This window comes from Collinsella sp. (assembly GCF_052346665.1).
Lineage (GTDB): Bacteria > Actinomycetota > Coriobacteriia > Coriobacteriales > Coriobacteriaceae > Collinsella.
Genome location: NZ_DAWDUX010000021.1, coordinates 1 through 26379, shown reverse-complemented (window position 1 = coordinate 26379; position 26379 = coordinate 1). Strand labels below are relative to the sequence as shown.

The 26379-nt window shown below is 62.0% G+C and carries 23 protein-coding genes, 1 pseudogene and 1 riboswitch; of the genes and pseudogenes, 9 read left to right on the top strand and 15 right to left on the bottom strand.

Features of this window, described 5'->3' with window-relative positions; all coding sequences use genetic code 11:
• Nucleotides 1-67: 67 nt before the first annotated feature.
• The 6 genes from hypF to ACT8II_RS05330 all read right to left on the bottom strand — a co-directional run bounded on the left by hypF (nucleotide 68) and on the right by ACT8II_RS05330 (nucleotide 7202).
• On the bottom strand, nucleotides 68-2668 hold the full coding sequence (gene hypF, locus ACT8II_RS05355) for a carbamoyltransferase HypF (RefSeq protein WP_443813233.1): 2601 nt from the start codon (nucleotides 2666-2668) through the stop codon (nucleotides 68-70).
• A 66-nt stretch (nucleotides 2669-2734) separates the two neighbouring features.
• Nucleotides 2735-3250, bottom strand: coding sequence for a nickel-responsive transcriptional regulator NikR (nikR, locus tag ACT8II_RS05350; protein WP_443813232.1), 516 nt, complete (start codon nucleotides 3248-3250; stop codon nucleotides 2735-2737).
• A gap of 2 nt (nucleotides 3251-3252) precedes the next feature.
• Nucleotides 3253-3501 carry a hypothetical protein gene (locus tag ACT8II_RS05345; RefSeq protein WP_118652715.1) on the bottom strand — a complete coding sequence of 83 codons (249 nt, stop codon included), beginning with the start codon at nucleotides 3499-3501 and terminating at the stop codon, nucleotides 3253-3255.
• Nucleotides 3502-3799: 298 nt separating this feature from the next.
• Complete coding sequence (locus ACT8II_RS05340) at nucleotides 3800-4654, bottom strand: Nif3-like dinuclear metal center hexameric protein (protein WP_443813229.1); 855 nt, start codon at nucleotides 4652-4654, stop codon at nucleotides 3800-3802.
• Between the two features lie 110 nt (nucleotides 4655-4764).
• The gene (locus tag ACT8II_RS05335) at nucleotides 4765-6195 is read right to left on the bottom strand and encodes a PTS transporter subunit EIIC (protein WP_294123748.1); all 1431 of its coding nucleotides are present in this window, start codon (nucleotides 6193-6195) and stop codon (nucleotides 4765-4767) included.
• 143 nt (nucleotides 6196-6338) lie between these two features.
• A complete protein-coding gene (locus ACT8II_RS05330; RefSeq protein WP_294123746.1) occupies nucleotides 6339-7202 on the bottom strand; it encodes a PRD domain-containing protein in 864 nt (287 codons plus the stop codon).
• Nucleotides 7203-7621: 419 nt separating this feature from the next.
• On the opposite strand from ACT8II_RS05330, the gene ACT8II_RS05325 reads away from it, so the two are divergent.
• The 3 genes from ACT8II_RS05325 to ACT8II_RS05315 all read left to right on the top strand — a co-directional run bounded on the left by ACT8II_RS05325 (nucleotide 7622) and on the right by ACT8II_RS05315 (nucleotide 11232).
• The gene (locus tag ACT8II_RS05325; RefSeq protein WP_294123744.1) at nucleotides 7622-8356 is read left to right on the top strand and encodes a response regulator transcription factor; all 735 of its coding nucleotides are present in this window, start codon (nucleotides 7622-7624) and stop codon (nucleotides 8354-8356) included.
• A complete protein-coding gene (locus ACT8II_RS05320) occupies nucleotides 8353-10161 on the top strand; it encodes an ATP-binding protein (protein WP_443813226.1) in 1809 nt (602 codons plus the stop codon). Before ACT8II_RS05325 ends, ACT8II_RS05320 begins: the two co-directional genes overlap by 4 nt.
• A gap of 174 nt (nucleotides 10162-10335) precedes the next feature.
• Entirely contained in the window at nucleotides 10336-11232 is an 897-nt protein-coding gene (locus ACT8II_RS05315; protein ID WP_443813224.1) for a TVP38/TMEM64 family protein, read from the top strand.
• A gap of 52 nt (nucleotides 11233-11284) precedes the next feature.
• Here ACT8II_RS05315 and ACT8II_RS05310 read toward each other — a convergent pair whose 3' ends face one another.
• From ACT8II_RS05310 to ACT8II_RS05285, 6 genes are all read right to left on the bottom strand, one after another.
• Nucleotides 11285-12355 (bottom strand): polyprenyl synthetase family protein, encoded by a 1071-nt coding sequence (locus tag ACT8II_RS05310; RefSeq protein WP_443813222.1) that lies wholly within the window; start codon nucleotides 12353-12355, stop codon nucleotides 11285-11287.
• Nucleotides 12356-12525: 170 nt separating this feature from the next.
• Nucleotides 12526-13581, bottom strand: a complete 1056-nt coding sequence (gene galE, locus ACT8II_RS05305) for a UDP-glucose 4-epimerase GalE (RefSeq protein WP_294160093.1) — start codon at nucleotides 13579-13581, stop codon at nucleotides 12526-12528.
• Between the two features lie 162 nt (nucleotides 13582-13743).
• Nucleotides 13744-14967 (bottom strand): coiled-coil domain-containing protein, encoded by a 1224-nt coding sequence (locus tag ACT8II_RS05300; RefSeq protein ID WP_118652729.1) that lies wholly within the window; start codon nucleotides 14965-14967, stop codon nucleotides 13744-13746.
• A gap of 135 nt (nucleotides 14968-15102) precedes the next feature.
• Nucleotides 15103-15903 (bottom strand): energy-coupling factor transporter transmembrane component T family protein, encoded by an 801-nt coding sequence (locus ACT8II_RS05295; RefSeq protein WP_443813220.1) that lies wholly within the window; start codon nucleotides 15901-15903, stop codon nucleotides 15103-15105.
• Nucleotides 15887-17524: an ABC transporter ATP-binding protein gene (locus ACT8II_RS05290; protein ID WP_443813218.1), complete on the bottom strand. Its 1638-nt coding sequence runs from the start codon at nucleotides 17522-17524 to the stop codon at nucleotides 15887-15889. Before ACT8II_RS05290 ends, ACT8II_RS05295 begins: the two co-directional genes overlap by 17 nt.
• Nucleotides 17521-18066, bottom strand: a complete 546-nt coding sequence (locus ACT8II_RS05285; RefSeq protein ID WP_118652735.1) for an ECF transporter S component — start codon at nucleotides 18064-18066, stop codon at nucleotides 17521-17523. Before ACT8II_RS05285 ends, ACT8II_RS05290 begins: the two co-directional genes overlap by 4 nt.
• An 8-nt stretch (nucleotides 18067-18074) precedes the next feature.
• A riboswitch (FMN riboswitch) is annotated at nucleotides 18075-18223 on the bottom strand.
• A 247-nt stretch (nucleotides 18224-18470) separates the two neighbouring features.
• On the opposite strand from ACT8II_RS05285, the gene murB reads away from it, so the two are divergent.
• Entirely contained in the window at nucleotides 18471-19421 is a 951-nt protein-coding gene (gene murB / locus ACT8II_RS05280; RefSeq protein ID WP_294160086.1) for a UDP-N-acetylmuramate dehydrogenase, read from the top strand.
• A 126-nt stretch (nucleotides 19422-19547) separates the two neighbouring features.
• Here murB and ACT8II_RS05275 read toward each other — a convergent pair whose 3' ends face one another.
• The gene (locus ACT8II_RS05275) at nucleotides 19548-21233 is read right to left on the bottom strand and encodes a PTS lactose transporter subunit IIBC (RefSeq protein WP_294123195.1); all 1686 of its coding nucleotides are present in this window, start codon (nucleotides 21231-21233) and stop codon (nucleotides 19548-19550) included.
• A gap of 344 nt (nucleotides 21234-21577) precedes the next feature.
• Between ACT8II_RS05275 and ACT8II_RS05270 the strand changes: the two genes are divergently transcribed.
• From ACT8II_RS05270 to ACT8II_RS05260, 3 genes are all read left to right on the top strand, one after another.
• Nucleotides 21578-22501: a DUF7916 family protein gene (locus tag ACT8II_RS05270; RefSeq protein WP_118652741.1), complete on the top strand. Its 924-nt coding sequence runs from the start codon at nucleotides 21578-21580 to the stop codon at nucleotides 22499-22501.
• Nucleotides 22502-22614: 113 nt separating this feature from the next.
• Nucleotides 22615-23295 (top strand): GntR family transcriptional regulator, encoded by a 681-nt coding sequence (locus ACT8II_RS05265; RefSeq protein WP_304292337.1) that lies wholly within the window; start codon nucleotides 22615-22617, stop codon nucleotides 23293-23295.
• 9 nt (nucleotides 23296-23304) lie between these two features.
• A complete protein-coding gene (locus tag ACT8II_RS05260) occupies nucleotides 23305-23643 on the top strand; it encodes a PTS lactose/cellobiose transporter subunit IIA (protein ID WP_118652745.1) in 339 nt (112 codons plus the stop codon).
• Between the two features lie 230 nt (nucleotides 23644-23873).
• Here the strand turns inward: ACT8II_RS05260 and ACT8II_RS05255 are convergent, their stop codons facing one another.
• Together ACT8II_RS05255 and ACT8II_RS05250 are read right to left on the bottom strand one after the other, a co-directional pair.
• A complete protein-coding gene (locus ACT8II_RS05255) occupies nucleotides 23874-24911 on the bottom strand; it encodes an FAD:protein FMN transferase (protein ID WP_118652747.1) in 1038 nt (345 codons plus the stop codon).
• Nucleotides 24904-25464, bottom strand: coding sequence for a Gx transporter family protein (locus ACT8II_RS05250; protein WP_233546030.1), 561 nt, complete (start codon nucleotides 25462-25464; stop codon nucleotides 24904-24906). The genes ACT8II_RS05255 and ACT8II_RS05250 overlap by 8 nt, the downstream gene beginning before the upstream one ends.
• A 66-nt stretch (nucleotides 25465-25530) precedes the next feature.
• Here ACT8II_RS05250 and ACT8II_RS05245 point away from each other — a divergent pair, with 66 nt between their 5' ends.
• Together ACT8II_RS05245 and ACT8II_RS05240 are read left to right on the top strand one after the other, a co-directional pair.
• The gene (locus tag ACT8II_RS05245) at nucleotides 25531-25890 is read left to right on the top strand and encodes an arsenate reductase family protein (RefSeq protein ID WP_118652749.1); all 360 of its coding nucleotides are present in this window, start codon (nucleotides 25531-25533) and stop codon (nucleotides 25888-25890) included.
• A gap of 151 nt (nucleotides 25891-26041) precedes the next feature.
• A pseudogene (locus ACT8II_RS05240) lies at nucleotides 26042-26379 on the top strand (hypothetical protein); the annotation flags it as partial.

Sequence of the window (26379 nt, the reverse complement as noted above, 5' to 3'; positions counted from 1 at the left end):
TCGCGTCATCGGTCTAGATGGTAACGCTACGGGAAAAACGAAGCAACGAACCGGCGTGCCGCGGGTGCTATGCTCCGACGACCCACGCGGCGACTGCCGCTTGACCGTAGGCTATGCATCCGTCGTTCAGCGGAAGGCTGTGAGGCGTGAGGACGGTGAGCCCCTCCTGTTCAAGCGCGGAGGAAACGCCGTCAAGGAGCAGGCGGTTCATGAAGACGCCGCCGGAAAGCGCAACGGCGCGCACACCGGTGGCGTCTGAAATGCCGATGACGGTTTTTGCAGTGATGTCGATGATTTCCCGATGGGTGACCCATGCAAGCTCCTCGACGGGTGCGCTGTGCGCCATCCCGTCGAGGAGCTTGATGAGAAGCGGGCGGACGTCGATCGTGGCCTCTTCGGTGGACACATGCTCCCCGGGGCGGTTCGTGTAGCCGTGCGATGGTTGGGGGCTAGCGGTAAAGCAGTCGCCCTCATCGTGGTGCGTGCCTGCGTCGAAGCGCTGCGCGCTTACGGCACCGCACCTCCGAGCGTGCTTCCACGCGGCGGCCTCGAGTTCGATTGCCGGCTCGCCTTCGTATGTCGCCACGTGGCATATGCCAAGGATGGCGCTTATGGCATCGAGCAGGCGACCCATACTGCTGGTGCTTGGGCAATTGATGCCGCGCTCGAGCATGCGGGAAGTGAGCGCGCGCTCATCGGAGCTCAGTGTTGCAAGGAGCGTGCTGGCGCCGGGGTGGTCAAGAAGGCCGTGTTGCTCAAGCAGTGAAAATGCGTTGCGGCGTGGGTCGCGGACGCTGGTGCTCCCGCCGGGAAGGCGCCAAGGCTCGAGATGCGTCACGCGCTCATAAGACGAGAGGCTTGCGAGGAGAATCTCTCCACCCCAGATGGTGCTATCGAGCACGGGCTTGCGGAGGGGGGCTTCGGGGCTCGGGGTCGCCCCCGCCCCCGTGCCGTCAAAGGCGATACCGATAACACGTGCAGCGGGATCGATCTCTCCGTGCACGGCTGCCTCTGCGATGACGGAAGCGATGTGCGCATGATGGTGCTGCACGCGGACGAGTGGAAGGTCCCATGCCCGTGCCTGCTCTTGCGCCCATTGGCTGGAGAGGTATCCCGCGTGGGCATCGCAGGCGAGCACGGAGGGGCGCACATCAAAGAGCTGCGTCATGCGATCGAGCGCCGCTTTCCACGCATCGAACGTCTCCGCGTTTTCAAGGTCGCCGATATGTTGGGAAACGAAGCACTCTTCCGCGTCGAGGTTGCCGGGACGGGTGAGCGCAAGGGTCGCCTTTTGCTCGGGTCCGCACGCCAAGACGCAGGATGAGCACGAAGCGGGCGGAGCGGGCAGCGCAATGGGGCGCGGGGCAAATCCTCGTGCCCGCCGCACGAGCTGGACCTTACCGTTGACGACCCGCACGACGGAGTCGTCGAATCGCGAGAGAATCGCCCGATCGTTACCGAGCAGGGCGTCTGCCATCTCGCTGGCGACCAGGCGATCCCATGCGTGCTCATCGTCCTTCTCGATGGGCTCTTCGCTTATGTTTCCGCTGGTCATGACGAGCACATCGACCCCGCGCGTTCGGCATTCCTCCATGAGTAGGTGCTGGAGCGGCGTGTAGGGCAACATGACGCCGAGTTCGGGAAGGTCGAATGCGACGGCGGGGGCGAGCAGCACCTTGTCTTCTTTTGTGGGGCACGTTTCTTCGGCGTGCCGCATGAGCAGGACGATGGGACGGACGCTTCCGGTAAGCAGGTCGCGTTCCACCTGGTTGATGCGGCACAGCTTCTGCGCGATCTGCACATTGCGCACCATGACGGCGAGCGGCTTATTGCTTCGGCGTTTTCGGCGGCGCAGTTCGCGCACGGCCTGCTCGGAATCGGCGCGGCAGGCGAGGTGAAAACCGCCCAAGCCTTTGATTGCCACAATGCCATCGGCGGCGAGGACCTCGGCGCAACGCGCGATGATGGCATCGCTTGCCTCGAGCGAATCGCCCATTGCGGTCTCGTGATCTTCGCGTTCGCGCCATGTGATGTGGGGACCGCACACAAAGCAGGCATCCGGTTGCGCGTGAAAGCGCCGGTCAAGGGGGCTGCTGTACTCGTCGGCGCAGTTGGGGCACATGGGAAAAGCGCTCATGGAGGTCTTGACGCGATCGTAGGGCAGGTCGCGAATGATGGTGAAGCGCGGTCCGCAGTTGGTGCAGTTGATGAAGGGGTAATGGTAGCGTCGGTCTGCGGGATTGAAGAGCTCACGTAGGCAGTCGTCACATGTGGCGATATCGGGTGATACCAGCGTCGTGTGGGCCGTCGCATCGCGGGAGGCGATGATGCGGAACGCGGGCATGCCGCAAGACTCGTGGGCCTCTGAGTGCTTTCTGCGCGCGCTCGCCCCGCCCGATGTCGTCGATGCCTGCACCACTGTGTCGTCGTGTGCGTCGAGCTCCTCCACGGCGATGTGATCGATACGGGATGCCGCCGGCGCGTGATCGCGCAGCGAGCGCACGAACACTTCGAGTGCATCCTCTGCCGCACAGGCCTCTATATGAACTCCGTCTCCGGCGTTGAGCACCCATCCCGAAATGCCGTGCGCCACCGCCTCGCGGTACACGAACGGACGCATGCCCACTCCCTGGACAATGCCGGTGATATGTATGCGCACGTGTTTCATCGCCAGGTGCTTTCGTGTTTGTTTGCCATTGCGGATTCGCTTGCGTGGCGACGGGCTTTGGGTCGCCTAGAGTTCTAGGCTGGATGTGGTCGCCGCGCAGGTGAATTCGCCATGGCTGACCCCGCGCAGGCCCAAGAGCCTGTCGGCGAGCTCGTAGACGCGCGCGCCGATTCCCTTGAGGGCGAGAATCTCGAGGCAGTTGTGGTGATCGAGGTGTACATGCATGGTAGAGACGATTTCATCCGTGTAGTCATGCTGGACCTCGTCTAAACGACGTGCGAGGTCTCCGGTGTGATGGTCGTAAATCATGGTGAGCGAGCCAATGACCTGCTCTTCTGGAGTGCGCGTAGTCTCGCGGACAAGGGACGCGCGAATCAAGTCGCGAATGGCCTCGGAACGGTTTGCGACGTCGCCACGTCGGGAAATCTGCTCGTCAAAGGTGGCGAGAAGGTCTTCGGGCACGGTGACGGAAAAGCGGGCGAGTTCCCCGGAGCCGCTCGATGGCTGCACGGTGCAGCTTCGGGCATTGCTCTCGGCGCATGCATGATGGCTGTGGCCGATGTGGGCGTGCTCGTGCGCCATGACTACACCAGCTTGATAGTGCCAACGGCGTTGTGGTCGGCTTCGATGGCCTCCTGATAGCCCTCAAGCGCGCCGCGCGCCTCATCAAGGGCACTCATGGCGGCCTCGAGCTTGCCGCCGATGCGCTCCATGTCATAGGTCTCCGTGGCGTGCAGCAGCGTGTGGCTCCATTCGCGGGCAAGCGCGATGGCGTCGTCTACCTGCTTGATGCTCATCTCGAGCTGCCCCATATTCATGCCTGCGTCGTGCATGTCGTGCTCCTCGATACGCTCGGGCCGCTGTGCAGCCCCCCGTTGTGACGGGACGGTCGATATGGGTTAAGTGTACTCTTTTGGCTCTCGTGCCGCCTGGGCATGGTGCCGCGAGAGTTAACTTTCGCGGCGCTTTTTCGTGCGTAAGTCGACAAAAGCTCCCCGAGAGTTAACTCTCGGGGAGCTTCGGCAGCGGTGAGAGGCCGTGCGAGAATTCCTCGCAAATTGCAGCCTGGTTATGGCTGGCACGTTGTGCATGGCGACCAATCGGCAGCTCCGGTTATTTGGGAGCGTTCCTCTACACGTATTGGTAGGTGTCACCCATGGGGACGAATGTTACAGGGACTTCCTCTGTTTCGAGCGCTTTGGGAAGCCATGTTGCCATGTATTCCATGCCGGGCTCTTCCAGATTGAAATGTCCGATTTGAATGGCGCATTTGCCGTGGCCGAGCATAGCGGCATCGCGCACGTATTGGCAGGTGGTGAAGTCAATCATCTCCATGCTAAGGAGGGCGTCGATGCGCTCGGAATCCATGGCGTTGGCGGTAGCGGTGTCGCCAGGTCCTCCCATGATGTGCATGGGAATACGGACTCGTTCAACATCTGTATCCAGGTCTCCCACTACGCGCACCCCGTTTAAACTGAGCTTGTTTACGATTTGCTTGGCGAGGGACCGTGCGGGCGTAGGAGGGATTACGTAATCCATGCTGTTGAACAGCTTTCCCGTTCGATAGCCGAGCCATCCTAGTTTCCAAGCGAAGCCGTAAAATATGCCATCGGCCATCGATCCGTTTTCCTCGATGGGAACTCCAGCGTGGATATAGTCATGACAGCGCCAGATGGCTCCGCCCCAGTTATCGAGCAGTTCTTTCTTGGCTATAAATGCGCTATTGTCGGCAACAACATCTTGATGGTCCCCGTGATTCCAAAAGAGGGCCTCGTGGGTGATGATGAGGTTCGCCCCGCTCTTTCGCGCCTCATCGATGATGTGCGCGGTTGGCCAAATGCACGTGATGATGCCCGTGCACTCCTGATCGGTGTTGCCGTAGGTGACTTTGTCGCGCGTGGTGACGGGGTCGATCGGGTTGCCCGTGAAAGCGTCGATGCCGCAACAAAAGTCCTTGGTCTTCTGGATTGCCTCGCTGATGAGCATGGTATGGCCTCCCGGATTCGTGAGTTGACGTGATGAAGAGGGCGAGGAGCGCTATGCCCCGTCGCCCTCTTAAATGGTAATGGCTACCCTGTGGGGTTTAACGGGCGACGCTAGTCGCGTTCGCTAAGGGGCCCGTTCTCGATCTCGTCCTTGCTGAAGCCGAAGAACCACGTTGCTGCGAAGGAGACTGCAAAGCCCGCCGCCGCAGCGATGCAGGCGAACAGGAGGTTTTCCGTACCTCCGCCCACAAAGGTGAGGATAGACAGGACGCTCGACGGAAGCCCGGCTACGTATGCAGTGACGCCGAGTGCGAGTGCGAGCGCGCCGGAAACGAAGCTCCCCGCCATACAGCAGGCGAAGAGCTTGGGGTAGCGGAAGGTCATTCCGTAGATGAAGGGCTCGCCGACGCCTCCAATCAGCTGTGCCACAAGATAACCGGCGCAAGCGCTCTTCTCGTCGCGAAGCTTAAGACGGAGGAACGCGGCGATCTCCGCACCAAACGCAGGCCAGAGGCTAATGGTGATGGCAACGAAGATAAATGGGTCAAAACCAGCTTGGAGGAAGGCGACCTGAGCGATTCCGATGAGCGCAACATGCATGCCGGTGATGACCATGGGGAGCCATGCCGCTGCAAGGATGCCGCCGCCAAGGATGGAGATGACGCCGCCGGAGGTCCCTAGGAACTCGAACGCGCCGGCGAGTCCGTTCCCGAGCCAAGAGCCAGCAGGGGCGAGTAGGCAGAAGGATATGGGGAGCGTGATTCCGAGAGTGAGGAAAGGAACGAACACGGTTTGCAGTGCATCAGGCATGTGTTTACGCATAATGCGCTCAATTGCATAGGCAACAGGGATGGTCAAGAGAATGGGCAGAACGGTCTGCGCATAGGCACCAGGAGCGCATGGGAAGACACCGTAGATGCTAAAGTCTGCCCCTTCGGCAGCGAGTGAGGAGAAAGTTGGCTCGATGAGCATGCCTCCTAAAAACGCACCGAGAATCGGCGTGAGTCCGATTTGCTTGGCAGCATTAAATCCAAGGTAGATGGGCATAAAGTAAAATGCGGCATTGTAGATCATGTCCATAAAGCGAACGAGGTCGCTGTCCGCGGCCATGACGCCAAGCATAGTGGGCCCAAACACAACGCCAATGGTTTTGAACAGGCCAGCGGCAAGAAGGACGGGGATCATCGGCGTCATGGAGCCGGCAAGATAGTTCATGATGTTTTTGCCGACGCTTGCCATGGTGAGCTTTTCCTTTGGGCCATCCAGATTCTCGTCAATCGCCGCCTGCTTGGAAAAACCTCCAAGGATACAGAGTTCATCGTAAACCTTGGGAACATTTTGACCGATGATGACTTGGAACTGCCCGCCGGACTCCTGTGCCCCGAGGACGCCGTTGAGCTTTTTGACGGCTGCGGTGTCCGGCACGGTGCGATCTTTGAGGGTGAAGCGCAGGCGGGTCATGCAGTGTGTCACAAAACTGACGTTGCTCTTGCCGCCGACTGCCTCGAGGACGTCGGCTGCGATCTGTTTATTGTTGGCCACAGTGGACTCCTTTCACGTATTGCGATGGCAGGCGAGCATGCGCTCACCATCGCGGGCATCGCGCGAGCGTATGCGGATGCCTTACGAAACGGTCTCTATGCCCTGATCGGCGTGCGCGCCGTGCCGATCCCGGATAGCTATCTTTACGCGCTGGGATTATTGCCTGGGCGGGCTACATCGGAGCGCGAACAGATACGGTTGACGTGAAGAATGAGGTAGAGTTTTTCTTCATCGGTGAGTGATTGGCGATATGCGCTTGAGATGAGAGCCGCAATGGCGTCGACGCACGAGGAGACAGCCCGGTTGTCCGCTGCAGCCATTTGGTACATCTCGGAGTTGTCAGAGGATATGGAGTCGCCGGAGGCTACGCGTCGGATAAGGTATTGCAGGTGGGTCGCGAACCGAGCAAAGCCAAATCCCTCTCGGCTGACGGAGGCCCCCATGTTGGATTCAATGAGCGAGATTATCTGCTCAAGCAGGTTGTCCTGCTTTTCTGCCTCATCGCTTGAGGAGGCTCCTGCTGAACTGTAGGCACCGTTTATCAGGCACATGGCAATGCCGGATATCTCGTTGCTGGGTGGCGCGACGCCGAAGTGCTGCCGAATCAGGCCGAGTGACCATTGCGCGATCTTATATTCCAGCGGATAGTTTTGTTGGAGATCGTACGAAAGCGGAGCCGAAAGATAGATATGCTCGCGCATGCGTTGGATGGCAAACTGAATGTGGTCGGCCAGGGCGACCTCGATGTTCGGGCTCAGGTCGTAGCCCAGCATGCCTCTTGCTACGTTGACAATCTGGGCGCTTACCTCAAGGTAGTCGAGAGAAAGGTCGCGCATGAGCTCAACATAGCGTGGCTCGACGTCGTAAAAGGTGTGGTCAACAAGGTTGAGGTCAACGTCTTTGCCCACGGTGCATTGCGCTAGGCCTTTACCGAGGGCGACGACCTGGTGGCCAGCGGGGTCGATGCACAGCACGGCGTTGTTGTTAATGCGCTTGAGTACGATCACGGGCCCTCCTTCGGCATGAAAAAACGGAACAGACATAATGCGCCCTGATGCGCCCAGTCTGCCCCGTTGCAAAAGCGTGGGTAACACCCTGTGTACGCATTGCATAATACTTGCCGAGATTGTAGGGCGTCAAGCGAATGGCTGGAGATGGGGGAATTTGCCGCTAGCCGATTCGGGCGTACCGCTCACGGATTACTGGAGACCCTTGGGGAGGGGCGGCTCTCGTGCCGCCCGGGTATGGTGCCGCGAGAGTTAACTTTCGCGGCGCTTTTTCGTGCGTAAGTCGACAAAAGCTCCCCGAGAGTTAACTCTCGACAAGGAGTAGACAAATTTGGAGCAAGATTACGGGTGGGAGATTATGCGGCGCGAAGCCCGGGCACCTGGGCGCGTCTTGCTGTTGGAAGAGTGGAGGGGGCGCCATGCACATGCTGGTCGTTGATGACGAGGTCGATATCGCGAATATGCTTGCGGAGTATTTCCGTATGGAGGGTTACGAGGTCACGACTGCGCATAGCGGCGCAGAGGCGCTTGCCGCTGCCTCGGCCGAATCTGCGCTCGGCATCATACTGCTCGATGTGAACATGCCGGGTATGGACGGCTTTGAGGTTTGTCGTCGCCTGCGCGAGCACGTGAGCTGTCCCATCATATTTCTGACCGCCCGCGTCGAGGACGTGGACCAGCTCGATGGCTTCGCCGCCGGCGCCGACGATTACGTGCTCAAACCCTTTTCCCTTGAGGTGCTGGGTCGTCGTGTGGCGGCCCACATGGCGCGCGAGGGGAGGGCCCGTGGCGGCAAAAGCGGCAATGCCGCACGGTTCTTTAGCGAACTTACCATCGATTACGCGCAGCGGGTTGTGGAGGTCCACGGAGCGAACGGCGGGCGGCAGCCATACGAGGCGGATGACTCGATCACGGCAGCCGTCGACCTCACCAAACTTGAGTTCGACATCGTCGCCCTGCTGAGCAAACGCCCCGGCCAAGTGTTCGACCGAGATGCCATATACGAGCGCGTATGGGGCTGGGACGCCGCGGGCGACCCCTCGCAGGTCCGCGAGCACATCCGTCGCATCCGGAACAAGTTCGCCGCCGCGGGCGTGGCCGAAGACCCCATTGCTACGGTTTGGGGTGTCGGCTATAAGTGGGTGGCCAAGTGAGGCGCGCGGGAGATGCGGGCGGATGGCATTCCCGGCTGGCTGCGCGCGGGGATGAGCGCCGCGCCCGTCGCGCGTCGCGTCGCGAAAGCCGGGCGCGTGAGCGCGAGGCCCTCAAGCGGCTTCCCCGCCGGGAGCGCCTTGGCGCATGGTGGCGCACGCGCCCGCTCGGCCTGACGTTCACGGTGTATCTGGGCGCGTACCTCGCGGTCGCCACGGTGCTGACGCTGGGGCTCATCGAGCTTCTTTCCACCTGGAACAACGGCTACTACGAACTTGAGGTGACGTTCGAAAACGGTCTGACGCAGCGCGGCGTGGTTGATTCGGGGCCATATATCTATGACCCCGTGGCGCGAGAATTGCTTCCCGCCTCCGAGCTTGACCTGCCGGGCAACGGTCCGCTTGCGGTGTTCATCGCCACGGGGGACTGGGAGGCCGGAGACGATTACGCGCCTGAGGGTGCGGATGCGGCCAGCGTGATACACGCGACGGTCGACATGGTTCGCGACGGACAGGTCCAGCTGTACGACTGGGGTCTCAATTACAACGAATGGTATCCGCAGGAGGAGGTCCTCGAGGTGAACAACTCGATCTCCGCGGACAATCTGGCGCGATATGACGAGCTTAGCCGCGCGAATCGCCTGCAGAGTGTCGAGCTGTTCGAGTCGATGACCGGCGCGGACCTGGAGGAGACCTTTGGCGAGAACCTCGTCTCGAACACCGCATATTATGCGGCGTCCCAGCGCCCCGCCGGCCCCATGCCGTGGATTCTGGCGATTGCTACCGGCCTTGCTCCGGTGCTGGCCTACGGCGGGTTGGGCTGGATCACGTTCCGTAGGTTCTATCGGGTGCATATCGCCGATCCTTTGGGCGAGCTCTCGGGTGCCGCGGAGCGCATAGCCGGGCAAGACTTGGACTTTTCGATTGAGCGGGTTCGGGGCAAGGAGCTCGGCCGCTTGTCGGAGACGCTCGAAGACATGAGGGCTTCGCTGCTCGATGCCCAGCGGGAGCTGTGGCGCACGGCGGAAGGGCGCCGCCGCCTCAATGCGGCGTTCGCGCACGATATGCGCACGCCGATTACGGTACTCAAGGGCACGGTCGAGATGGCGCAGATGCGCCTGCGCCGTGGGGATGCGCTTGCAGAGGAGTCGCTTAACGCGCTTTCGTCGCAGGTGATGAGGCTTGAACGATACGCTACAGAAATGGGCGGACTCACCAAGCTGGAGGATCGGCCCGTCGAGCGCCGCATCATGCCGGCAAGCGAGCTCGTTGACGAGCTCGCCGCCCATGCCGCGGAGGTTGTCGCGGCACGTGGCGAGGGCCTCAAGCTGCACGTGAAGCGGGAGATGCCGCCGGTTCCATGCGAGGGGACGGACATGGCGCTGGCGACGCCGACGGTGGAGTCGGCGATGTCGACCGTGAAGAGGCCCAGCCCGCATGCCGCGGATATGGGGAGCGGCCTCGCGTATGTCGACCTTTCTCTCGTCGAGGAGGTGCTCGATAACCTGCTGAGCAACGCGTGCGGACACGCGCGCGGTGTCGTTGGGCTGGAGGCAGTCGTACGGGAGGGCGAGCTCGTCCTCCGCGTGAGCGATGACGGTCCGGGTTTCACGCCCGAGGCGCTACGCCGCGGATGCGATCCGTTTTTCAGCGAGAACAAGTCTGCCGAGCACTTTGGCTTGGGGCTGAACGTGTCGAGCATCCTGTGTGGGCTGCACGGCGGTACGCTTGATTTGGCGAACGGTGAGATGGGTGGCGCATGTGTGACTGCGACGTTTGACGTGGATGGCGCGGAGCGAGAGGGGTGACCGCGTTCCTGCATAAGGTTGAAGAAGGGGGAGCTTGTTCTCGGTGATGCGCCGACCTTACCTTAAGAAAGGCTTACCTTAACGTAAGGCTTACTGAATTGTCATCGCTGGTAGACAAAAGGTAGACACGCGGCTGAGAAACTATCCTTGTCCTAAAACCAAGGAGGGATCGCGATGATGGAAATGCAGCCCGAAGCGGAAAGCTACGTCGGCCAGGTTGCCTGCGGGGGAGCTGCGCGCCGCGTGGATTCGGGTGTCCTGAGCGAGTTGCGTCGTCGCGCCAGGCCCGAGGCGGATGGGGCTCGAGTACGGGCGGCCTCCGCGTCACTGGCTGCAGATGCGATGCCTGTAGCGGGTTTCGCACCGGCGGAGGCTGAGTCCGAAAACGATCTCGACGCCCGCCGAAAGACCCTCCGTCGCCGTGTCATAATCGTCCTCGCCGTCGCCGCGATTGGAATCGCCGCTGCGTGTTGGGAGTATCTCCCGAGCGTGCTTACATGGCTTGCGGACCCGCAGGCAGTGCGGGCCTTCGTCGCCGATAACGCAGTGATGAGCCGACTCACCATGCTGGGAATCAACGCGACGCAGATCTTCTTGGCGTTTCTGCCCGGCGAACCCGTCGAGTTGGCGAGTGGCTACGCTTTTGGCTTTTGGGAGGGTACGGCGTTGTGTCTCGTGGCTTCGGCGGTTGCGACTTCGGCAATATACTGGGCGACGCGCCGTTGGGGCTGGCGCTTGGTGGGGCTGTTTTTCGATCGAAGTCTGCTCGACCGATTTTCTTGGCTCAACAATGCCAAGCGTCTTGAGCTGGTGATGCTCGTCATTTTCCTCATTCCGGGCACGCCGAAGGACTTCCTCACGTATTTCGCCGGGCTCACTAAGATGTGCTTTACCCCCGTCGTTCTTATTGCCACGTTCGGTCGCATTCCGTCCATCGTGACCTCGACGGCTGCGGCTTCTGCCGTGGGTAGCGGCAATTGGGTGATGGTCGGCGTGGTTTTGGCTGCGTCTGCACTGCTCGTCGCCGTGGGTGGCCTGCTGTATCGTCGCGTGCGCGCACGGGCAAAGTAGGCCCCGCAAAGGGAAGCACAGAAGGCGTTCTTGCATTGCGCTGCTTTATGGGCTACGCGCGGCGGTTGATGAAAAAATCCGCCATGGAGATGAGCAGGTCGGCAGCCTTATCTGTGATGGTGCCGCATTCGGTGAGCTGTCGTGCGCGCTCCTGCGCCTCGTCGGCGAGCTTACGTGCGAGGTCGCGGCACATCTCGATGCCACCGCCCAGGTCGATGAGCTCGACGGCCCGGGCCAGATCGGCGGCGTCGGTGGCTTTGGCCTCGAGCAGCGAGACGAGTTCCGCGCGCGGTTCGGGCGCGAGGTGCTCGAGCGCCCAGACCACGGCGAGCGTGCGCTTGCCCTCGGTGATGTCGCTGCGGAAGTCCTTGCCCTGCGCGTCGGCGTCGCCCACGAGGTTGAGCAGGTCATCCTGCAACTGGAAAGCAAGGCCCGCCGGTCGGCCCAGCTCGATGAGGCCAGCGGCCGCATCGGCGTCCGCGCCCGCGGTGACGGCCCCGATGAACAGCGGGCTCGCAACGGTGTACCAGGCGGTCTTGCCCTCGATCATATATAGGTAGTCGTCGCTCGTCACGTCCCAGCGGCCATCGCGCGCCCATCCCAGGTCCAGCGCCTGTCCCTCGAGCGTATGGCGCTCCATGCGCACGAGCTCCTCGAGTACGCGGACGCGCCGCTCCGGCTCGAGCGAGGTGTCGCCGAGGACGACCTCGAACACGTGCGTGAGCGCCAGGTCGCCGGCGTTGATCGCCAGCCCTTCGCCTTCGGTGATGTACAAGCAGGGCTCGCCGCGGCGCAGTTCGCTCGCGTCGGCGATGTCGTCGTGGATGAGTGCCGCGCTCTGGAACAGCTCGATCGCGACGCCGGAGGAAAGGGCCTGCTCGGCGCGGCCCCCTACGGCCTCGGCGCCCAGCAGCGCGAGGACGGGGCGCACGCGTTTGCCACCGCCCGCGGTGAAGTGTGCGAGCGGTCCGTAGAGGTACCGGTCGAGATCGGCGGCCGGAGCGACGTCGCCCGCGGCCATTGCAGTAGCGTCGGCATCGCGCAGGGCGCGCTCAACCAAGGGCAGCTTGTCGCGCAGGTATGCGAGGAAAAGATCACCCGCGTGCTCGTTCGTGTTGCTCATGTGCAGCCTTTCCCGTCGAGACTCTCATTGTCCCATGCTAGCAAAACGGGGCGACTTCAAGCCGCCCCGTTCGGGTTCGCTATGGATACGCTGCATTGCGCGCGCATGTTGCCCCTCGCCATCGCCGCCGGACATTGGTGCCGATGGCCGGCGGCGGAAGCGGAGTCTCCTTACCCCTCGTAGCCGTTGGGGTTGTGAGACTGCCAGTTCCAGGCGTCGCGGCACATGTCGTCGATGTCGAACTGCGCCTCCCAGCCCATGAGCTCGCGGGCCTTGGAGCAGTCGGCGTAGTTCTCGGCTACGTCGCCGGGACGGCGCGGGTCGATGACGTAAGGAACCTCGTGTCCGCACGCCTTGCCAAAGGCGCGGATGATTTCGAGCACGGAGGTGCCGCGGCCGGTGCCCAGGTTGAACACCTCGACACCCTCGCGGCCGTTCATCCATGCGAGCGCGGCGGCGTGGCCGGAGGCCAGGTCGCACACGTGGATGTAGTCGCGCACGCCGGTGCCGTCGGGCGTGGGGTAGTCATCGCCAAAGACGTGCACGGCCTCGCGCTTGCCGATGGCGGTCTGTGCCACGTAGGGCAGCAGGTTGTTGGGAATGCCCTTGGGGTCCTCGCCCATGAGGCCGCTCGCGTGCGCGCCGATGGGGTTGAAGTAACGCAGCAGCACAACGTTCCACTCGGGGTCCGCGGTGTGGAGGTCGGTGAGCATCTGCTCGATCATCCACTTGGTCCAGCCGTAGGGGTTAGTGGCCATCTTCTTGGGGCTCTCCTCGGTGAGCGGGAGGCTGTCGGGGTCGCCGTAGACGGTCGCGGAGCTGGAGAAGATGATGGACTTACACCCATGGCCGCGCATGACGTCGACGAGCGTGAGGGTGTTGCCGATGTTGTTGCTGTAGTACTCGATGGGCTTGGCCACGGATTCGCCCACGGCCTTGTAGCCGGCGAAGTGGATCACGCGGTCGATGCGATGGGCGTCGAAGATGCGCTCGAGAGCTTCGCGGTCGTTGACGTCGGCGACGTACATGGTGAGGTTGGCCGCGGCCTGGTCGCCGACGATGGTCTTGATGCGGTCCTCGACCTTGGCCGAGGCGTTCGACAGGTCGTCGACGATGACAACCTGGTAGCCGCGCTGAAGCAGCTCGACGACGGTGTGGGAGCCAATGAATCCGGCACCGCCGGTAACAAGGACGCAGGTATCGGCAGGGGTGAGGGTCTGGGTCATGCAAGCGCTCCTTTCGGGGGATGATGCTGGGGAGAGTATACCGCTTCACATGGTTGCCCCGTCCGTTGAGCGTCTCGCGGTCCGCGTTAACGCAAAACGCCTACCGCATGCCAAGATGGCTTCATGCGGCAGGCGTTGTTCACAAGACCTGTTGGATGTGGGCTACTCGAGGGCCCAGCCGCCCGCCCAGCCCCAGCGAGGGCTCACCGTGTCACCGTAGTAGGAGATCCAACGGTCAAGGTTGGTGGAGGCGATCCCGCCGATGTTCTCCATGACGGTGTTGTTGCCCACGTAGATGCCCACGTGGCCGTAGATGCGGCCCATGGTGTTCTTGGAGTAGGTGGAGACGGCGACGATCATGCCCACGCGCAGGTTGTCCTTGTTGGAGCTCGTGCACCAGCGGTTGTACATGTCATTAGCGTTGCCGCCCAGGTAGGAGAAGCCCGCCGCAGCGAACACGCGCGAGACCCACATGGCGCAATATCCGGCGCCGGGGCTCGGCACGGCGTAACAGCAGGAAACCACGCGCTCCTGCGAGCGGGACGAGCCGGAGACCTGGGCGTTGCCGGGCAGATACGTCGTTCCCCCGCCGCTCTGCTGGTGCTGCTGCTGAGCCTCCTGTTGGCGACGCTCCTCCTCGACCGCGGCGAGGTATTCGGCATCGCGCTGGGCCATGAGCTCTTTGACGTCGCTGGAAAGGCCATCGACCAAAGTTTGGACTTCGCCTTGCTTGGCCTGCATGTCGGAGAGCTGGTCGGCCTGCTGCTGCCTGAGGGTCTCCAGCTCGGTCTTCTGCTGCTCCAGTTCTGCTTTTTGCTGCTCCAGGCTCTCGCGGATCTGCTGGATCTCACTGATGACCTGTTTATCGGCATCGTTGATCTTCTCGACGTAACGGCTGTTGGAGAGCAACTCGTCAAAGGACTTCGCGGCGAGCAGGAGTTTGAGGGTGCTGCCGGGGCCGTCCTTGTAGCTGTCGGACACGCGGCCGGCGAGGACGTTCTGCTTGTCCTCGAGTTCCTGCTGCTTCTCTTCGATTTGCTCTTGCGTTTCGTCGATTTGGGTTTGGACGTCATCGATCTGGGCGATGGTTTTTTCCTGCTCCAGGCTTAGCGCTTGGAACTCGGCGGCGAGCTGCTCGAGCTCGGCTTCCACGGCGGCGAGCTTCTCCTCTGCCGTGGCGAGTGCGTCGAGGGTCTTTTGCGAGGCTCGTGCAGCATAGGCGCGTCCGGGCAGGCCGAATAGCACGGCGGAAGCGGTCAGCGCAAGTGCCGCCTTGATGGCACCGCGGCGCGAAAACTCGGCATTATAGCCCACGTTGAAAAGTGCGTTCTGAATGCGCTCCTGCTTCTCGACTTCCGAGGCGGGCGCGTTGGGAATGTGCGACATGGGTGCTCCGTTTGGTTCTGTGAATGATGTACGCCACATATCAGGGATAAAGGATACCGCAAGATAATGGGCACGGTATAAATTTCACGGAAACGCGTCGGCCAATGGACATGGTCGTGGTGCGGAGAGGGACGGTTACCGCATGCTGAACGCGATGAGGGCCGCAAGGTACAGTGCAAGCGCTGCGATCGCGGGGGCGTCGCGCCTCGCGACGAGCCGCATCACGTGGTAGTGCGTTCGTTCGCCGCCGGTGTAGCAGCGTGCATCCATGGCGCGCCCCAGGTTCTCGGCATGGCGAAGGGCACTGGCGAATAGCGGAACGATGAGCGGTACGCATGCCCGCGCATAGGCGAGCGCGCCCTTGTTTTCCAGATCGGCGCCGCGAGCGGTTTGCGCCGCCACGATGTGCTCGGCCTCCTGCGAGAGCGTGGGCACAAAGCGCAGGGCTATGGAGAGCACGAGCGTTCCCTGGCGCACGGGTACGCCCACGCGCTCCAGCGGGGCGAGCAGGTACTCGGCGGCGTCGGTCAGCGCGACGGGCGTGGTGGTGAGGGTGAGGAGCGACCCGGCAAGGAGCAACAGGAAGAAACGGGCGGTGTAGAGCACGGCGGCGTGCACGCCGCTCCAATGGATGTGCAACGGCCCCATGCTTAAGGCGACCTCGCCGGATTGGACGAAGAAAAGGTTGATGAGCGAGGTGACCACGAGGAAGAGCGCGATGGGACGGATCTGCGACAGGAGGCGGCGCGCGGGCACATGGGAGCAGGCCACGGCGCCGCCCACGGCCAACGCCGCAAGGAGCAGTGTGGGCAAGGAACTCACGAAAAAGCAGCTCACCATAAAGACAACGGTCCCAAGGAGCTTCACCCGAGGGTCGAGCCGGTGGACGGGCGAATCGGCGGAATAGTACTGGCCGATGCTAGCGCGTAGTGCCATGGCGGCTCACCTCCGCATGGTCTATACGGCGGCCGCGGTCGAGCTCGATGACCTGGTCGGCGAGCTCGGTGACGTCTTCCATGCTATGGGTGACCATAATCAGTGTGGTCCCATCCTGCTTGAGCTGCTTCAGAAGCCTCCGGATGTGTTTGCGTCCGGCGGGATCGAGGCCCGCCATGGGTTCGTCGAGCACGAGGATGGGTTGTCCCATCGCCAGGACGCCGGCGATCGCGACGCTGCGCTGTTGGCCTCCCGAGAGCGCGAAGGGCGACGCCTGCAGGAGGGATTCGGTGGGCTCGAGGTTGACGGAGCGCAGGCTGTCGCACACGCGTCGGTCGATCTCGTCCGACGGCACCCCGAGGTTGCGCGGGCCAAACGCGACATCGTCGAAGACGGTCTCGGCAAACAGCTGGCGCTCGGGGAGTTGCGCCACGTATCCAACGCTGCGACGAAGCTCGCCGCGGCGCGCAAGGTCGGCGGTGTCGATGCCCTCGATGCGTACCGTTCCCCGGGTGGGGAGCTTGAGGGCGCAAGCGAGCTCGGCGGTGGTCGACTTGCCCGATCCCGTGCGCCCAATGAGAGCGGTGATGGTGCCGGGCCGCGCCTGGAAGGAGAGGGAGTCGAGCGCGAGCGGAACTGAGCTGCGGGAAGCGTCGCTGCTTCCGCGGACGCCGAACAGCCTCCGGCGGCGCGTGCGATTGCGCGGGTTCACGGCTTTTGCGTAGGAGAACGAGACGTGATCGAACACGACGCTGGGCTTGTCGATGGGCTCGGCTGCGCTGTCGGCGCGCGTTGCCGCCGCGGCACGTTGCTGGTTGGAGGGTCTGCCGTGGCCTTCCGCGCCGCCGTGGGCTCCTGCTTCGCCAGAGCGCTCAGCGCTTACGCTCCATGCGCTCGGCACCTCGAGACCGAGGCTCTCCACCAGTTTAGGCTGCGAGAAGAGCTCGCTCGGTGTGCCGTCGAACGCCGTGCGTCCGTGATCGAGCACGAGAACGCGGTCGGCCGCGAGGGCGTCTTCCATAAAGTGGGTTACATGCAAGATGGTGATGCCGCGGGCGCTGAGCTCGGCGATGATGCCTCGCACGCTCGAGCGGCCCTCGGCATCGAGCATGGCGCATGGCTCGTCGAGCAGCAGGATTTCCGGTTTCATTGCGAGCGCCCCGGCAATCGCCACGCGCTGCATCTGCCCGCCGGATAGATCGGCGGGGTCGCTCTGCGAGCGTTCGTCCATGTCGACGGCGGCGAGGGCGGCGTCGACGCGTTTCGCGATCTCCGGCTGGGGGGTGCACAGGTTTTCCGGACCAAAGGCGACGTCGTCAGCCACGACGCTCGTCACCATTTGGTCCTCAGGATGCTGAAAGACGCTCGCGGTCCGGCTGCGTATGGCAAGCGTGCGACACGGGTCGCTCGTGTCCATGCCGTGAATGACGGCGCGGCCCGCCGTTGGGATGGTCAAGACGTTGACGAGTTGGAGCAAGGTCGACTTACCCGACCCATTGCCGCCCAAGATACAGAGGTGTTGCCCGCTGGGGACGCGCAGACAGATATCGTTGAGGGCTTCGGTCGCAGCGCCGGGGTACGTGACGTGTACGTGTTCGAAGACGATGGCGTCGGCGGTCACGAGCGCATTGCCCCCTGTGCCTTGAGGACGTTTGCGCACGGCGCGAGCAGCACTTGGCCGGCAGCGGTGTTAATGATCATTTTGAGCATGTTGAAGGGCAGCAGGATCGGCAGGATCATGGCCGCGACCTCTTGGACGGTGATGGCCGTGTAGAGGGGTGTCACCACGAGGTTCATCGCGCATGCAAGCGCAACGGATACCACGGAGCCGAGTGCCATGCCAACAACGGATGCGCGGCGCGAATGTCCGCCTTTTGCGTACATGATTGCCGCGGGGATGACGAATGCACAGGTAGAGAGCATGCCCATGGGCGCGCCGAACGGATCGAGGAACACGCGGGGCATCCACGAGATGATGGCGACGGCGGCTCCGAGCTTGGGGCCAAAGGCGAGCGCCGCGATAAGGCAGGCGATGCCCGAGGGGTCGTACATGAGCCAAGGCGCGGCGGGGAAGATGGGGATCTGCACGAAGCTCAAGATGAGCGAGGCCGCGGTGAAAAGCGCCGCGAGGGCGATCTTCTTTGAATCGATAGCATTGTTCATGGGAATACCTTCCGTTTCTTCACTCCGGACTATACCGTCGGCCCCGGAATCGCACCGGGTCGGTCGCTGTTTGCGGCTCGCGGGCTCATGCGCTTGGCGAGGAATACGCCGCACATTTACCGCCGGTGGGGAATTGCACCCCGCCCTGAAACATGTCGACTATAACGCGCCTTTCTGCGGGGCGCAATGGGGGAGCCCGGGCGCGGGGGAGTTTGGCACGCAAACGTCCTCGTTGCCGAGCGTTGCTCGGCAGCCTGCGGAATGTTTGCTTTGCCAAGCTCCCCCGCGCCCGGGCTCCCCCATTGCGAAGCTCCTCGAAAGGGTTATGGAGTCGCGTGGGAGGGGGCGGGTGCTTGGGTATAGTGGGGTGTGACTGTGTTTCACCTACCTATTGGGAGGGCCTTATGCACGAGCACGAGTATGTGAGCGAAGAGCTGCTCTGTGTGTTGGCGGGAATCGCCGGCGAGGACAATGTGCTCATGACCGAGCCCATGCGCGATTACACGACGTTTCATATTGGCGGGCCGGCTGACGTGTTCGTGACGCCGCGCACCCCCGAGGTGCTCGTCAAGGTGCTCGACACCTGCTATTTGGGTGATGTTCCGGTGACGATCGTGGGTAACGGGTCGGACCTGCTCGTGGGTGATCGCGGCATTCGCGGTGTGGTTGTGCTCCTGCGTGACAATCTCGCTCAGGTTGAGGTCGACGCCGGCGGCTGGCGCGTGACTGCCCAGGCCGGCGCGCTTTTGCGTGACGTGGCCCTCGCCGCCGCCGAAGAGGGGCTCTCCGGCATGGAGCCGCTGTGGGGCATTCCCGCGACGGTGGGCGGTGCGTGCTTTATGAACGCCGGCGCGTACGACGGTACGATGGGCGACGTCCTCGAGTCGGTCCGCGTGTACGTGCCGAGCAAACAGGGCAATCGCGGGTCGGTCGTGACGCTCGAGGCGCGCGACCTCAATCTGGGGTACCGCAAGAGCCGCGTGCACGATGACGGACTCATCGTGCTTTCCGCTACCTTCAAACTTTCGCCGAGTAACCCTGCCATGGTCCGAGCCGCGATGGACGACTACCAGGCACGTCGCGAGGCAAAGCAGCCGCTCGACATGGCGAGCGCGGGATCGACGTTCAAGCGTCCCGAAGGCTACTTTGCCGGTAAGCTCATCATGGACGCGGGCCTGCGCGGCGCGCGCGTGGGCGATGCGCAGGTGAGCGAGAAGCATTGCGGTTTCGTGGTGAATACCGGCCGCGCGAGCGCGAAGGACGTGCTCGGCCTCATCGAGCATGTGCAGGCCGAGGTCAAGGCACAGTTCGGCGTCGACCTCGAGCCCGAGGTCCGCATGATCGGCGAGTTCTAACGTCTCGAATAGGCCTTGGCGTAAACGTGCCGTCTCCTTGCGTGCGATCGTTCAAAAGCCTGAAAAGAAGCGGCCGTCTCGGATGAGACGGCCGCTTCGGTTTGGGGCGGTAACGGTGCGTGGTGACTACTTGTCCTCGTTGAGTTCGTCGAGGATCCAGTTGATAGCGCCCTTCGGGTCGTTCGTGAGGTCGATGTACTGCTTACCGCGGGTCGTGAGCAATTTGATGCCCAGGCGGTCGGTATCGGCCTTCATATCCTCGTAATACGTGCGAGCCTGAGGTGCAAGTACGATCACGTTGTACTTGCTCATGATTTCATAATGGCTGCCGTACGCGCCGGAGTTCGAAACCAGGTCGATTCCCTCGGCAGCAGCTCCTTCGCGCAGGGCATTGGCGAGCATTGCGCTCGTGCCGGCTCCCTGGCACAGGACGAGAACCTTGATCTGCTCGCCCGTGCTCTTCATTTTGTCGGCGATGGCTTTGGTGTCGACAACCGGTTCGATGGATTCTCCCTCGGCACCGGTCTCCTCCTCGGCGATGAGGCTAAGGTCATATGCTTTGCAGAACGGATAGTAGATAACGAAGTCCACTGCCAGGAGCACGACCACGAGCAGCAGGGAAATGGCCTGCATGTTGGTGGTGAGGAAGATGCCCACCGGTCCGGGAAGCGCCCAGGGCAGGGTGTAGATGGGGGCGTTCATACCGAGGAAGTCAATGAATGCCTTGCCGATGACGGCGTTGGCCATGGGGGCGAGAAGGAAGGGGACGAACATGTAAGGATTCAATACGATGGGCATACCGAAAATGACGGGCTCGTTGACTCCGAAGATGGTGGGAATGACGGAGGCCTTACCCATGGCGCGCAGCTGCTTGGAGTGCATGAGAAGCATGAGGATGATCGGAACGACGAACGTTGCGCCCGATCCTCCCAGGCCGGAGATGAAGCTCGTGAAGTCCTGCGTGAGGGCAAGGGTGGGATGGCCGCCCGCCTGGAACACTTCGAGGTTGATGGTCGGGTTGCCATAGAGGGCGGCGTTGAGCGGAGTCATGACGACGGATGCGCCGTGGATGCCCATGAACTGGAAAAGTGCGACAGCGCCGGAGATGAACGCCATGCCGGCATAAGAGTCGACGGCGGAGAACAAGGGCGACATCAACGTGGACACGAGGTTGGCGAACGGCGTCGCGATGGTGGCGCGGCAGACGAAGTCGATTGCGGCGCAGATGATGATGGAGAAGCCGAAAGCGAAGATGTCGCGGAAGCTTTGGGCGATCGTGCCGGGAACCTCCTTGGGCATCCTGATGGTCACGTTGTGCAAGATGCAGAACTTATAGACGTTCACGATGATGAACGCAGAGATGAGCGAGGAGACGACGCCCTTGCTGCCCATGAAGCCGGTGTCGAAAACACTGGTGTCAACTCCGTCGACGGCGACAACGGAGTTGGTCACGGAGAGCAACAGCATGCCGCACATGGCCGCGATCATGGTCGAGCTGGGGTTGATCGCCTTTCCGGCAGGCATGCGGCGGTTCATGGAGGTGGCGAGTGAGTTGGCGGTTTGCCCGGCGACCATGATGCCGAAGACGCCCATGGTGTAGGCATACACCTTGTTGCAGAAGTCAAGCGCCTCCTGTGGCAGCGTGATGCCGACATATGCCGGAAGGGTGGATATCAGCAGGAACAAGCTGGAGAACAAGATGATGGGCATGTTCGATATGAAGCCATCCTTGATGGCCACCAGGTACATGTTCTTCGAGATCTTGTCGAAGAATCCCTGATGCCTTTGCAGCAGTTTGACGATTGAGTCCATGTCACGTCCTTTCGTGTACGCGTTCGTCGGCGCTAGGCTGCGGCGTCCGGAATCAACGAGCCTAGTGTGCATCGGTCATATCAAGAAAGATACAACTGATACAAATTGTCGGCAATAATTGAAAAGCACTCGGGAATTGTAGGTCAAGTTATATTTGGCAATATCGGTGAACGGTAGCAGTTACATTTATCAATAAGATAAATACCTGCCAAAATAATAAAAGATATGGATCCTTCTACCGTTTACCGATGGAATGCAGACAAGTTATTTAGTTGTTGTAACAATTAGGTATCAATTGAGCGGTATTGTCTATACGCTCGAATGACTATATGAAAGGTGATCCAATGGCAGGTAAGCGTCTTCTCAATTTCAACGCCTCAGACTTTCTGAGTGCAACGCCCATGGAGCTCAAGCAGGCGATTCTTGCGTCGGAGGGGCGCACCATCATGGCGGAGAACGTTCCCGGCTCCCCGTTATTGCTGGGTGCGACCAATGCCGAGTACGAGGCGCATGCCGGTGCGGACCTGCTCATGTTCAACGCGCTCGACCTCTTCGACCCGGAGATTGCCTGCGTGCCTGAGGGGATCGAAGAGAACCCCATCTCTTGGGTCAAGCGCGCTTGCGGACGGGCGATCGGTGTGAATCTGGAGCCAGTGGATGACCAAACCGAAATGGTCGAGACCCGCGTCGAGCTTCCTGTTGGGCGCCGTGTCTCCATCAAAACGCTGGAGCGGGCGAATGAGCTCGGCTTCGACTTCGTCTGCCTCACCGGCAATCCCGGCACGGGCGTTTCGAATGCCTCGATCGCTCATTCGGTCAGGGTTGTCAAAGAGCATTTCAACGGCCTGGTCATCGCTGGCAAAATGCATGGGGCCGGTGTGGATGAGCCTGTCATGACCCTTGAGATCGCCAAGTCCTTCATCGGGCTTGGTGTCGATATCTTGCTTGTGCCCGCCCCGTATACCGTCCCGCATTTCCAGGAGCAGGACCTGCGCGAGATCTGCGATTACGTGTACAAGTTCAATGAGGGAAAGCCCATCGAGGAGAAGGTGCTTGTCCTTGCGGCGAACGGCACAAGCCAAGATTCGTGCGACCCGGACTCCATCCGTCAAATCGGACTTGCGGCGAAGGCGGCTGGAGCGCATCTGCAGCACATCGGGGACTCGTTCAACGGGTGCTGCCTTCCCGAGAACATTTGGACGCTCGGCGTCGCCATTCGCGGCCTTCGCCATCAGCTCGCCATGACGAGTCGCTCGGTGATTCGCTAGGCGCGAGCGTCCCGCCCGTATAATACTATCCACGACGAAGACACAGGAAGAGCGATACATTGGGGGCAGCGGTGTTGGATTCTCGGGAAAAGCGGCCACTTTACGTTCAGCTCGTGGACGCTCTGCTCTCCGACGTGGTCGGTGCCGGCGGCGAGGGAGAGCAACTTCCCACCGAAAAGGAGCTGTGCGATGAATACGCCGTGAGTCGAACGACTGTGCGTCAGGCGCTCGCGGAGCTGGAGCAGAGGGGCTTGATCTATCGCATTCAGGGCAAGGGTTCTTTCATTGCCTCGGAGGCGTCGGTCGATGAGCCCTCGTCCATGCTTGATTTCGATATGCTCGCTCAGTGCGAGAGTGTGGAGCCGGGCGAGATCGTTCGCGAACTGGTTTGTCGTGATCTGCCGGATGTCGCGATGTCGACGGTCCAAATGTTCGGCGGGGCCTCCAGGGCATCAGTGTGCAGGACCGACGTTCGGTATCTTGTCGACGGTTCCGTCGTCGCGCTTGAGAGCATTTACTTGCGGCGATCCGACGTCAACGCGTTGCCGGACTGCGAATCCGAGCCGGTGCTCCGCACACTCATGGCGATTCGCCCTCGTGTGTCTTCCGTTCGCGAAAGCTATCACGCACGGTCGATTACAGCGGGTGAGCGAGATGCCTTTGGCGTCGAAGACGGGGTCCTGCTATCGATCACTCGATATGTGTCCGACGCGAACGGCGCGCTCGTGGCCCTTGTGGAGCGTCGAGTCCTGACCGATCGCGTGTCATATCAGAATTACAGATTTACTTCTTAAGGAGAGCGCATGGCTACCAAGCAGGAAATATCTATGATCGGTTTCGAAATCGTCGCGTACGCGGGCGATGCTCAGACGGATCTGATTGAGGCATTGGATTGCGCGCGCAGGGGGGAGTTCGATCGGGCCGAGGAGTTGCACGCCTCCGCCAAGGAGGCTCTCATCGGTGCGCATGACACACAGACCAAGCTGCTGTCGCAGGAGGCGGGCGGCTCCGAGATGGATGTGACGTTCATCATGGTCCATGCGCAGGATACCCTCATGACCGCCATGATGATGGAGAAGCAGACCCGCTTTTTCATCGATGAGTATCGTCGCATCGCCGCCCTCGAGGCGAAACTGGATTAAGGGATTTTGATGGGGGCTGGGTGCAAATTGCGCGTCGGTCAACGCTTTCGCCGACGGCGCGACGAGCTGCGGCGGCACTTCTGCCACAACACAACGACGTGCGTGAAATGTCGAAACTGATGCGCTTCAACGTCGTTTTTTTCGACATTACACGCGCATGCCGCACAAACGCCGCGCTGACCGGAGCAATTCGCACCTGCCCCATGCGCGCCCGTTCGCGTACCTCGCCGTTACGAGAAGTCGGTGAGTTCCTGCCAGCGGGAGGATTCCACGGTGCCGCCGTCTTGCAGGATGAAGTACGCCGCCGTGTCCTCGAGCGCGTCGGCGATCTCGGCGCCTTGGCGGCTGCCGGCCACGAACAGCGTGGTCGAGAGCGCATCGGCGGCGGTCGAGGACGGGCTGAGCACCGTGACGCTCGCAACGTCGGTCTGGACGGGCTCGCCGGTGCGCGGGTCGAGGATGTGCCAGTACGTGACGCCGTCTTGCTCAAACACGCGCTCGTACAGGCCGCTCGTCACCAGTGACCCTCCCTGGACGCGCGCGGTGCCCACCACGGTGTCGCCACCGGGGTCGTTGGGATCGCGGACGCCGGTTTCCCAGGGTTCGCCGTTCGGCTTCTCCCCAAACAGCGCAATATTGCCGCCGAGCGAGAGCACGGCGCCGGTGGCGCTCGTCTCGTCGCGTAGTAGATCGCAGAGGCGGTCGGCCACATACCCCTTGGCGATGCCGCCCAGGTCGAGCTTGGCCTGCGGGTCGGCCAGACGCACGGTGAGCGCCTCCTCGTCAATCTCGATGCAGCGCCAATTCACATGGGGCAAAGCGTCGGCGATCGTCTCGGGTGCCGGGCGCACGCCCTCGGTGAAATCCCAGAGCGTGGAAACTGCGCCGATCGTGATGTCGAACAGGCCGTCCGCCTGCTCGCAATACGTTTTGGCGGCGAGCAGGAGGTCGACGGTGTCGGCGTGCACGCGAATGGGTTTGCCTGCCGCCGCGTTGATGCGGGCGATATCGGACTTCTCGTCATAGAGATCGAAGAGGGAGTCGAAGTGGGCACATGCTTTGGCCAGACGTGCCGGTGCTGCGTCGTCACCGTAGACGCTGAAGGTGCAGTAGGTGTCGAAGGCGAAGGTCGACCCGGTGACGGGTTTTGCGGCTGAGGCTCCGCTTCCGGGCCGTGCGCATCCGGAGAGCAGCAGCGCGAGGGTCGAGCAGGCGCCGCCGCACATGAGCCCGCGCCGCGAGATCGGCGTGCCCTTTTCCCTATCCATGGAATGCCTCCTGGGGCAGTGCACGCAGGACGAGCCGGGCGGCAACGCCCACGGCGGCCCCGCACAGGACGCCGGACACGGCGAGCGCGGGCATGTTGGCGAGCGCGACGCGGCTGGAGAGCAGCACGGCGACGGCGATGAGCTGGCCGGCGTTATGGGCGAGCCCGCCGAGCACCGAGGTGGCGACGGTGGAAAAGGCCCCGCTGCGCACGGCGAGTGCCATGACGGCCCAGGACAGCAGGCCGCCCGCCAGGGAAAAGACGAGCATCTGCAGGTTGGCGAACAGCAGCGTCGAGGCGATGACCTTGATGAACATGAGGAAGAGGCCCGCTTTCGCGCCCAGGCGCTCGAGTGCCATGAGGATTACGACGTTGCCCAGGCCCAGCTTCACGCCGGGCACGGTGACGGGCAGGGGGATGAGTAGTTCGAGGTAGCCGCATACGAGCGCGGCGGCGGTGAGCACGCCGTAGAGCGCGGCGCGCCGTCCGGGGGAGGTCGGCACCGTGGGCGCCGTGCGTCGCCTGTTATCGGATGTGTCAGCTGAGTTTCTCATACTTGTCATTATACGGGTTGGGTACGCTGTTAGGAGTTTGGCACCCAATACGAGAGGAGAGCCCTCATGGCCGTCCTGTTTATCGAATACCCCAAGTGCACTACCTGCAAAAAGGCCAAGAAATGGCTGGATGAGCATGGCGTCGAGTACACCGATCGCCATATCGTCGAGGATAATCCCACGGCGGCGGAGCTGGCGGAGTGGCACGAGCGCTCCGGCCTGCCGCTGCGCCGCTTCTTCAACACGAGCGGCATGAAGTACCGCGAGCTCGGCATCAAGGCCAAGCTCGACGCCGGCATGACGGACGAGGAGGCGTACGCCCTGCTCGCCACGGATGGCATGCTGGTCAAGCGCCCGATCATCGTGACCGACAACGCGGTTCTCACGGGCTTTAAAGAGGCCGCGTGGGAGGAGGCGCTGCTCTAAGCGTCTGTTGGAAATAGGAGGGCCGCCGTCGGTCCATGCCTCGGCTCTCCCTTAAAAATGTCTATGGGAATTGTCTTGTTGAGGACAGTGAAACGTCAGAACGCCATAGGTAATTTCCGTTTTGCCATAGGTGGTCTTGTGGGGGGTACTGATGGAGATACACGAACTGGAAGGGCTTGCCCATGCTGTTGCGGATGGGCGGATGTCGCCCGAGGAGCTGGTACATCAGGTTCGCGTGGATGCGGTGACCGACCTCGAATACGCCTGCGTTGACAACCAACGAGGTGTTCGCACCGGTGTGTCCGAAGTGATATACGGGGCGGGGAAGACACCCGAACAGATTGCCGGCATCGTTTCCGCGATGCTTGCCGTCGGACAGGAGCGGGTGCTCATCACACGCCTGGATGCGCAAAAGGCAGAGCGGCTGCGGGGTCTGAACTGCCTCCCATTTCTTGGACTGGAAAATAAAGTCCTCGAGATGGGAGGTTT

Excerpts from the sequence above, each read along its gene's own strand:
- hypF (WP_443813233.1), bottom strand. The coding sequence starts at position 2,668 with ATGAAACACGTGCGCATACATATCACCGGCATTGTCCAGGGAGTGGGC.
- nikR (WP_443813232.1), bottom strand. The coding sequence starts at position 3,250 with ATGGCGCACGAGCACGCCCACATCGGCCACAGCCATCATGCATGCGCC.
- ACT8II_RS05345 (WP_118652715.1), bottom strand. The coding sequence starts at position 3,501 with ATGCACGACGCAGGCATGAATATGGGGCAGCTCGAGATGAGCATCAAG.
- ACT8II_RS05340 (WP_443813229.1), bottom strand. The coding sequence starts at position 4,654 with ATGCTCATCAGCGAGGCAATCCAGAAGACCAAGGACTTTTGTTGCGGC.
- ACT8II_RS05325 (WP_294123744.1), top strand. The coding sequence starts at position 7,622 with ATGCACATGCTGGTCGTTGATGACGAGGTCGATATCGCGAATATGCTT.
- ACT8II_RS05315 (WP_443813224.1), top strand. The coding sequence starts at position 10,336 with ATGATGGAAATGCAGCCCGAAGCGGAAAGCTACGTCGGCCAGGTTGCC.
- ACT8II_RS05310 (WP_443813222.1), bottom strand. The coding sequence starts at position 12,355 with ATGAGCAACACGAACGAGCACGCGGGTGATCTTTTCCTCGCATACCTG.
- galE (WP_294160093.1), bottom strand. The coding sequence starts at position 13,581 with ATGACCCAGACCCTCACCCCTGCCGATACCTGCGTCCTTGTTACCGGC.
- ACT8II_RS05300 (WP_118652729.1), bottom strand. The coding sequence starts at position 14,967 with ATGTCGCACATTCCCAACGCGCCCGCCTCGGAAGTCGAGAAGCAGGAG.
- ACT8II_RS05295 (WP_443813220.1), bottom strand. The coding sequence starts at position 15,903 with ATGGCACTACGCGCTAGCATCGGCCAGTACTATTCCGCCGATTCGCCC.
- ACT8II_RS05285 (WP_118652735.1), bottom strand. The coding sequence starts at position 18,066 with ATGAACAATGCTATCGATTCAAAGAAGATCGCCCTCGCGGCGCTTTTC.
- murB (WP_294160086.1), top strand. The coding sequence starts at position 18,471 with ATGCACGAGCACGAGTATGTGAGCGAAGAGCTGCTCTGTGTGTTGGCG.
- ACT8II_RS05275 (WP_294123195.1), bottom strand. The coding sequence starts at position 21,233 with ATGGACTCAATCGTCAAACTGCTGCAAAGGCATCAGGGATTCTTCGAC.
- ACT8II_RS05270 (WP_118652741.1), top strand. The coding sequence starts at position 21,578 with ATGGCAGGTAAGCGTCTTCTCAATTTCAACGCCTCAGACTTTCTGAGT.
- ACT8II_RS05260 (WP_118652745.1), top strand. The coding sequence starts at position 23,305 with ATGGCTACCAAGCAGGAAATATCTATGATCGGTTTCGAAATCGTCGCG.
- ACT8II_RS05255 (WP_118652747.1), bottom strand. The coding sequence starts at position 24,911 with ATGGATAGGGAAAAGGGCACGCCGATCTCGCGGCGCGGGCTCATGTGC.
- ACT8II_RS05250 (WP_233546030.1), bottom strand. The coding sequence starts at position 25,464 with ATGAGAAACTCAGCTGACACATCCGATAACAGGCGACGCACGGCGCCC.
- ACT8II_RS05245 (WP_118652749.1), top strand. The coding sequence starts at position 25,531 with ATGGCCGTCCTGTTTATCGAATACCCCAAGTGCACTACCTGCAAAAAG.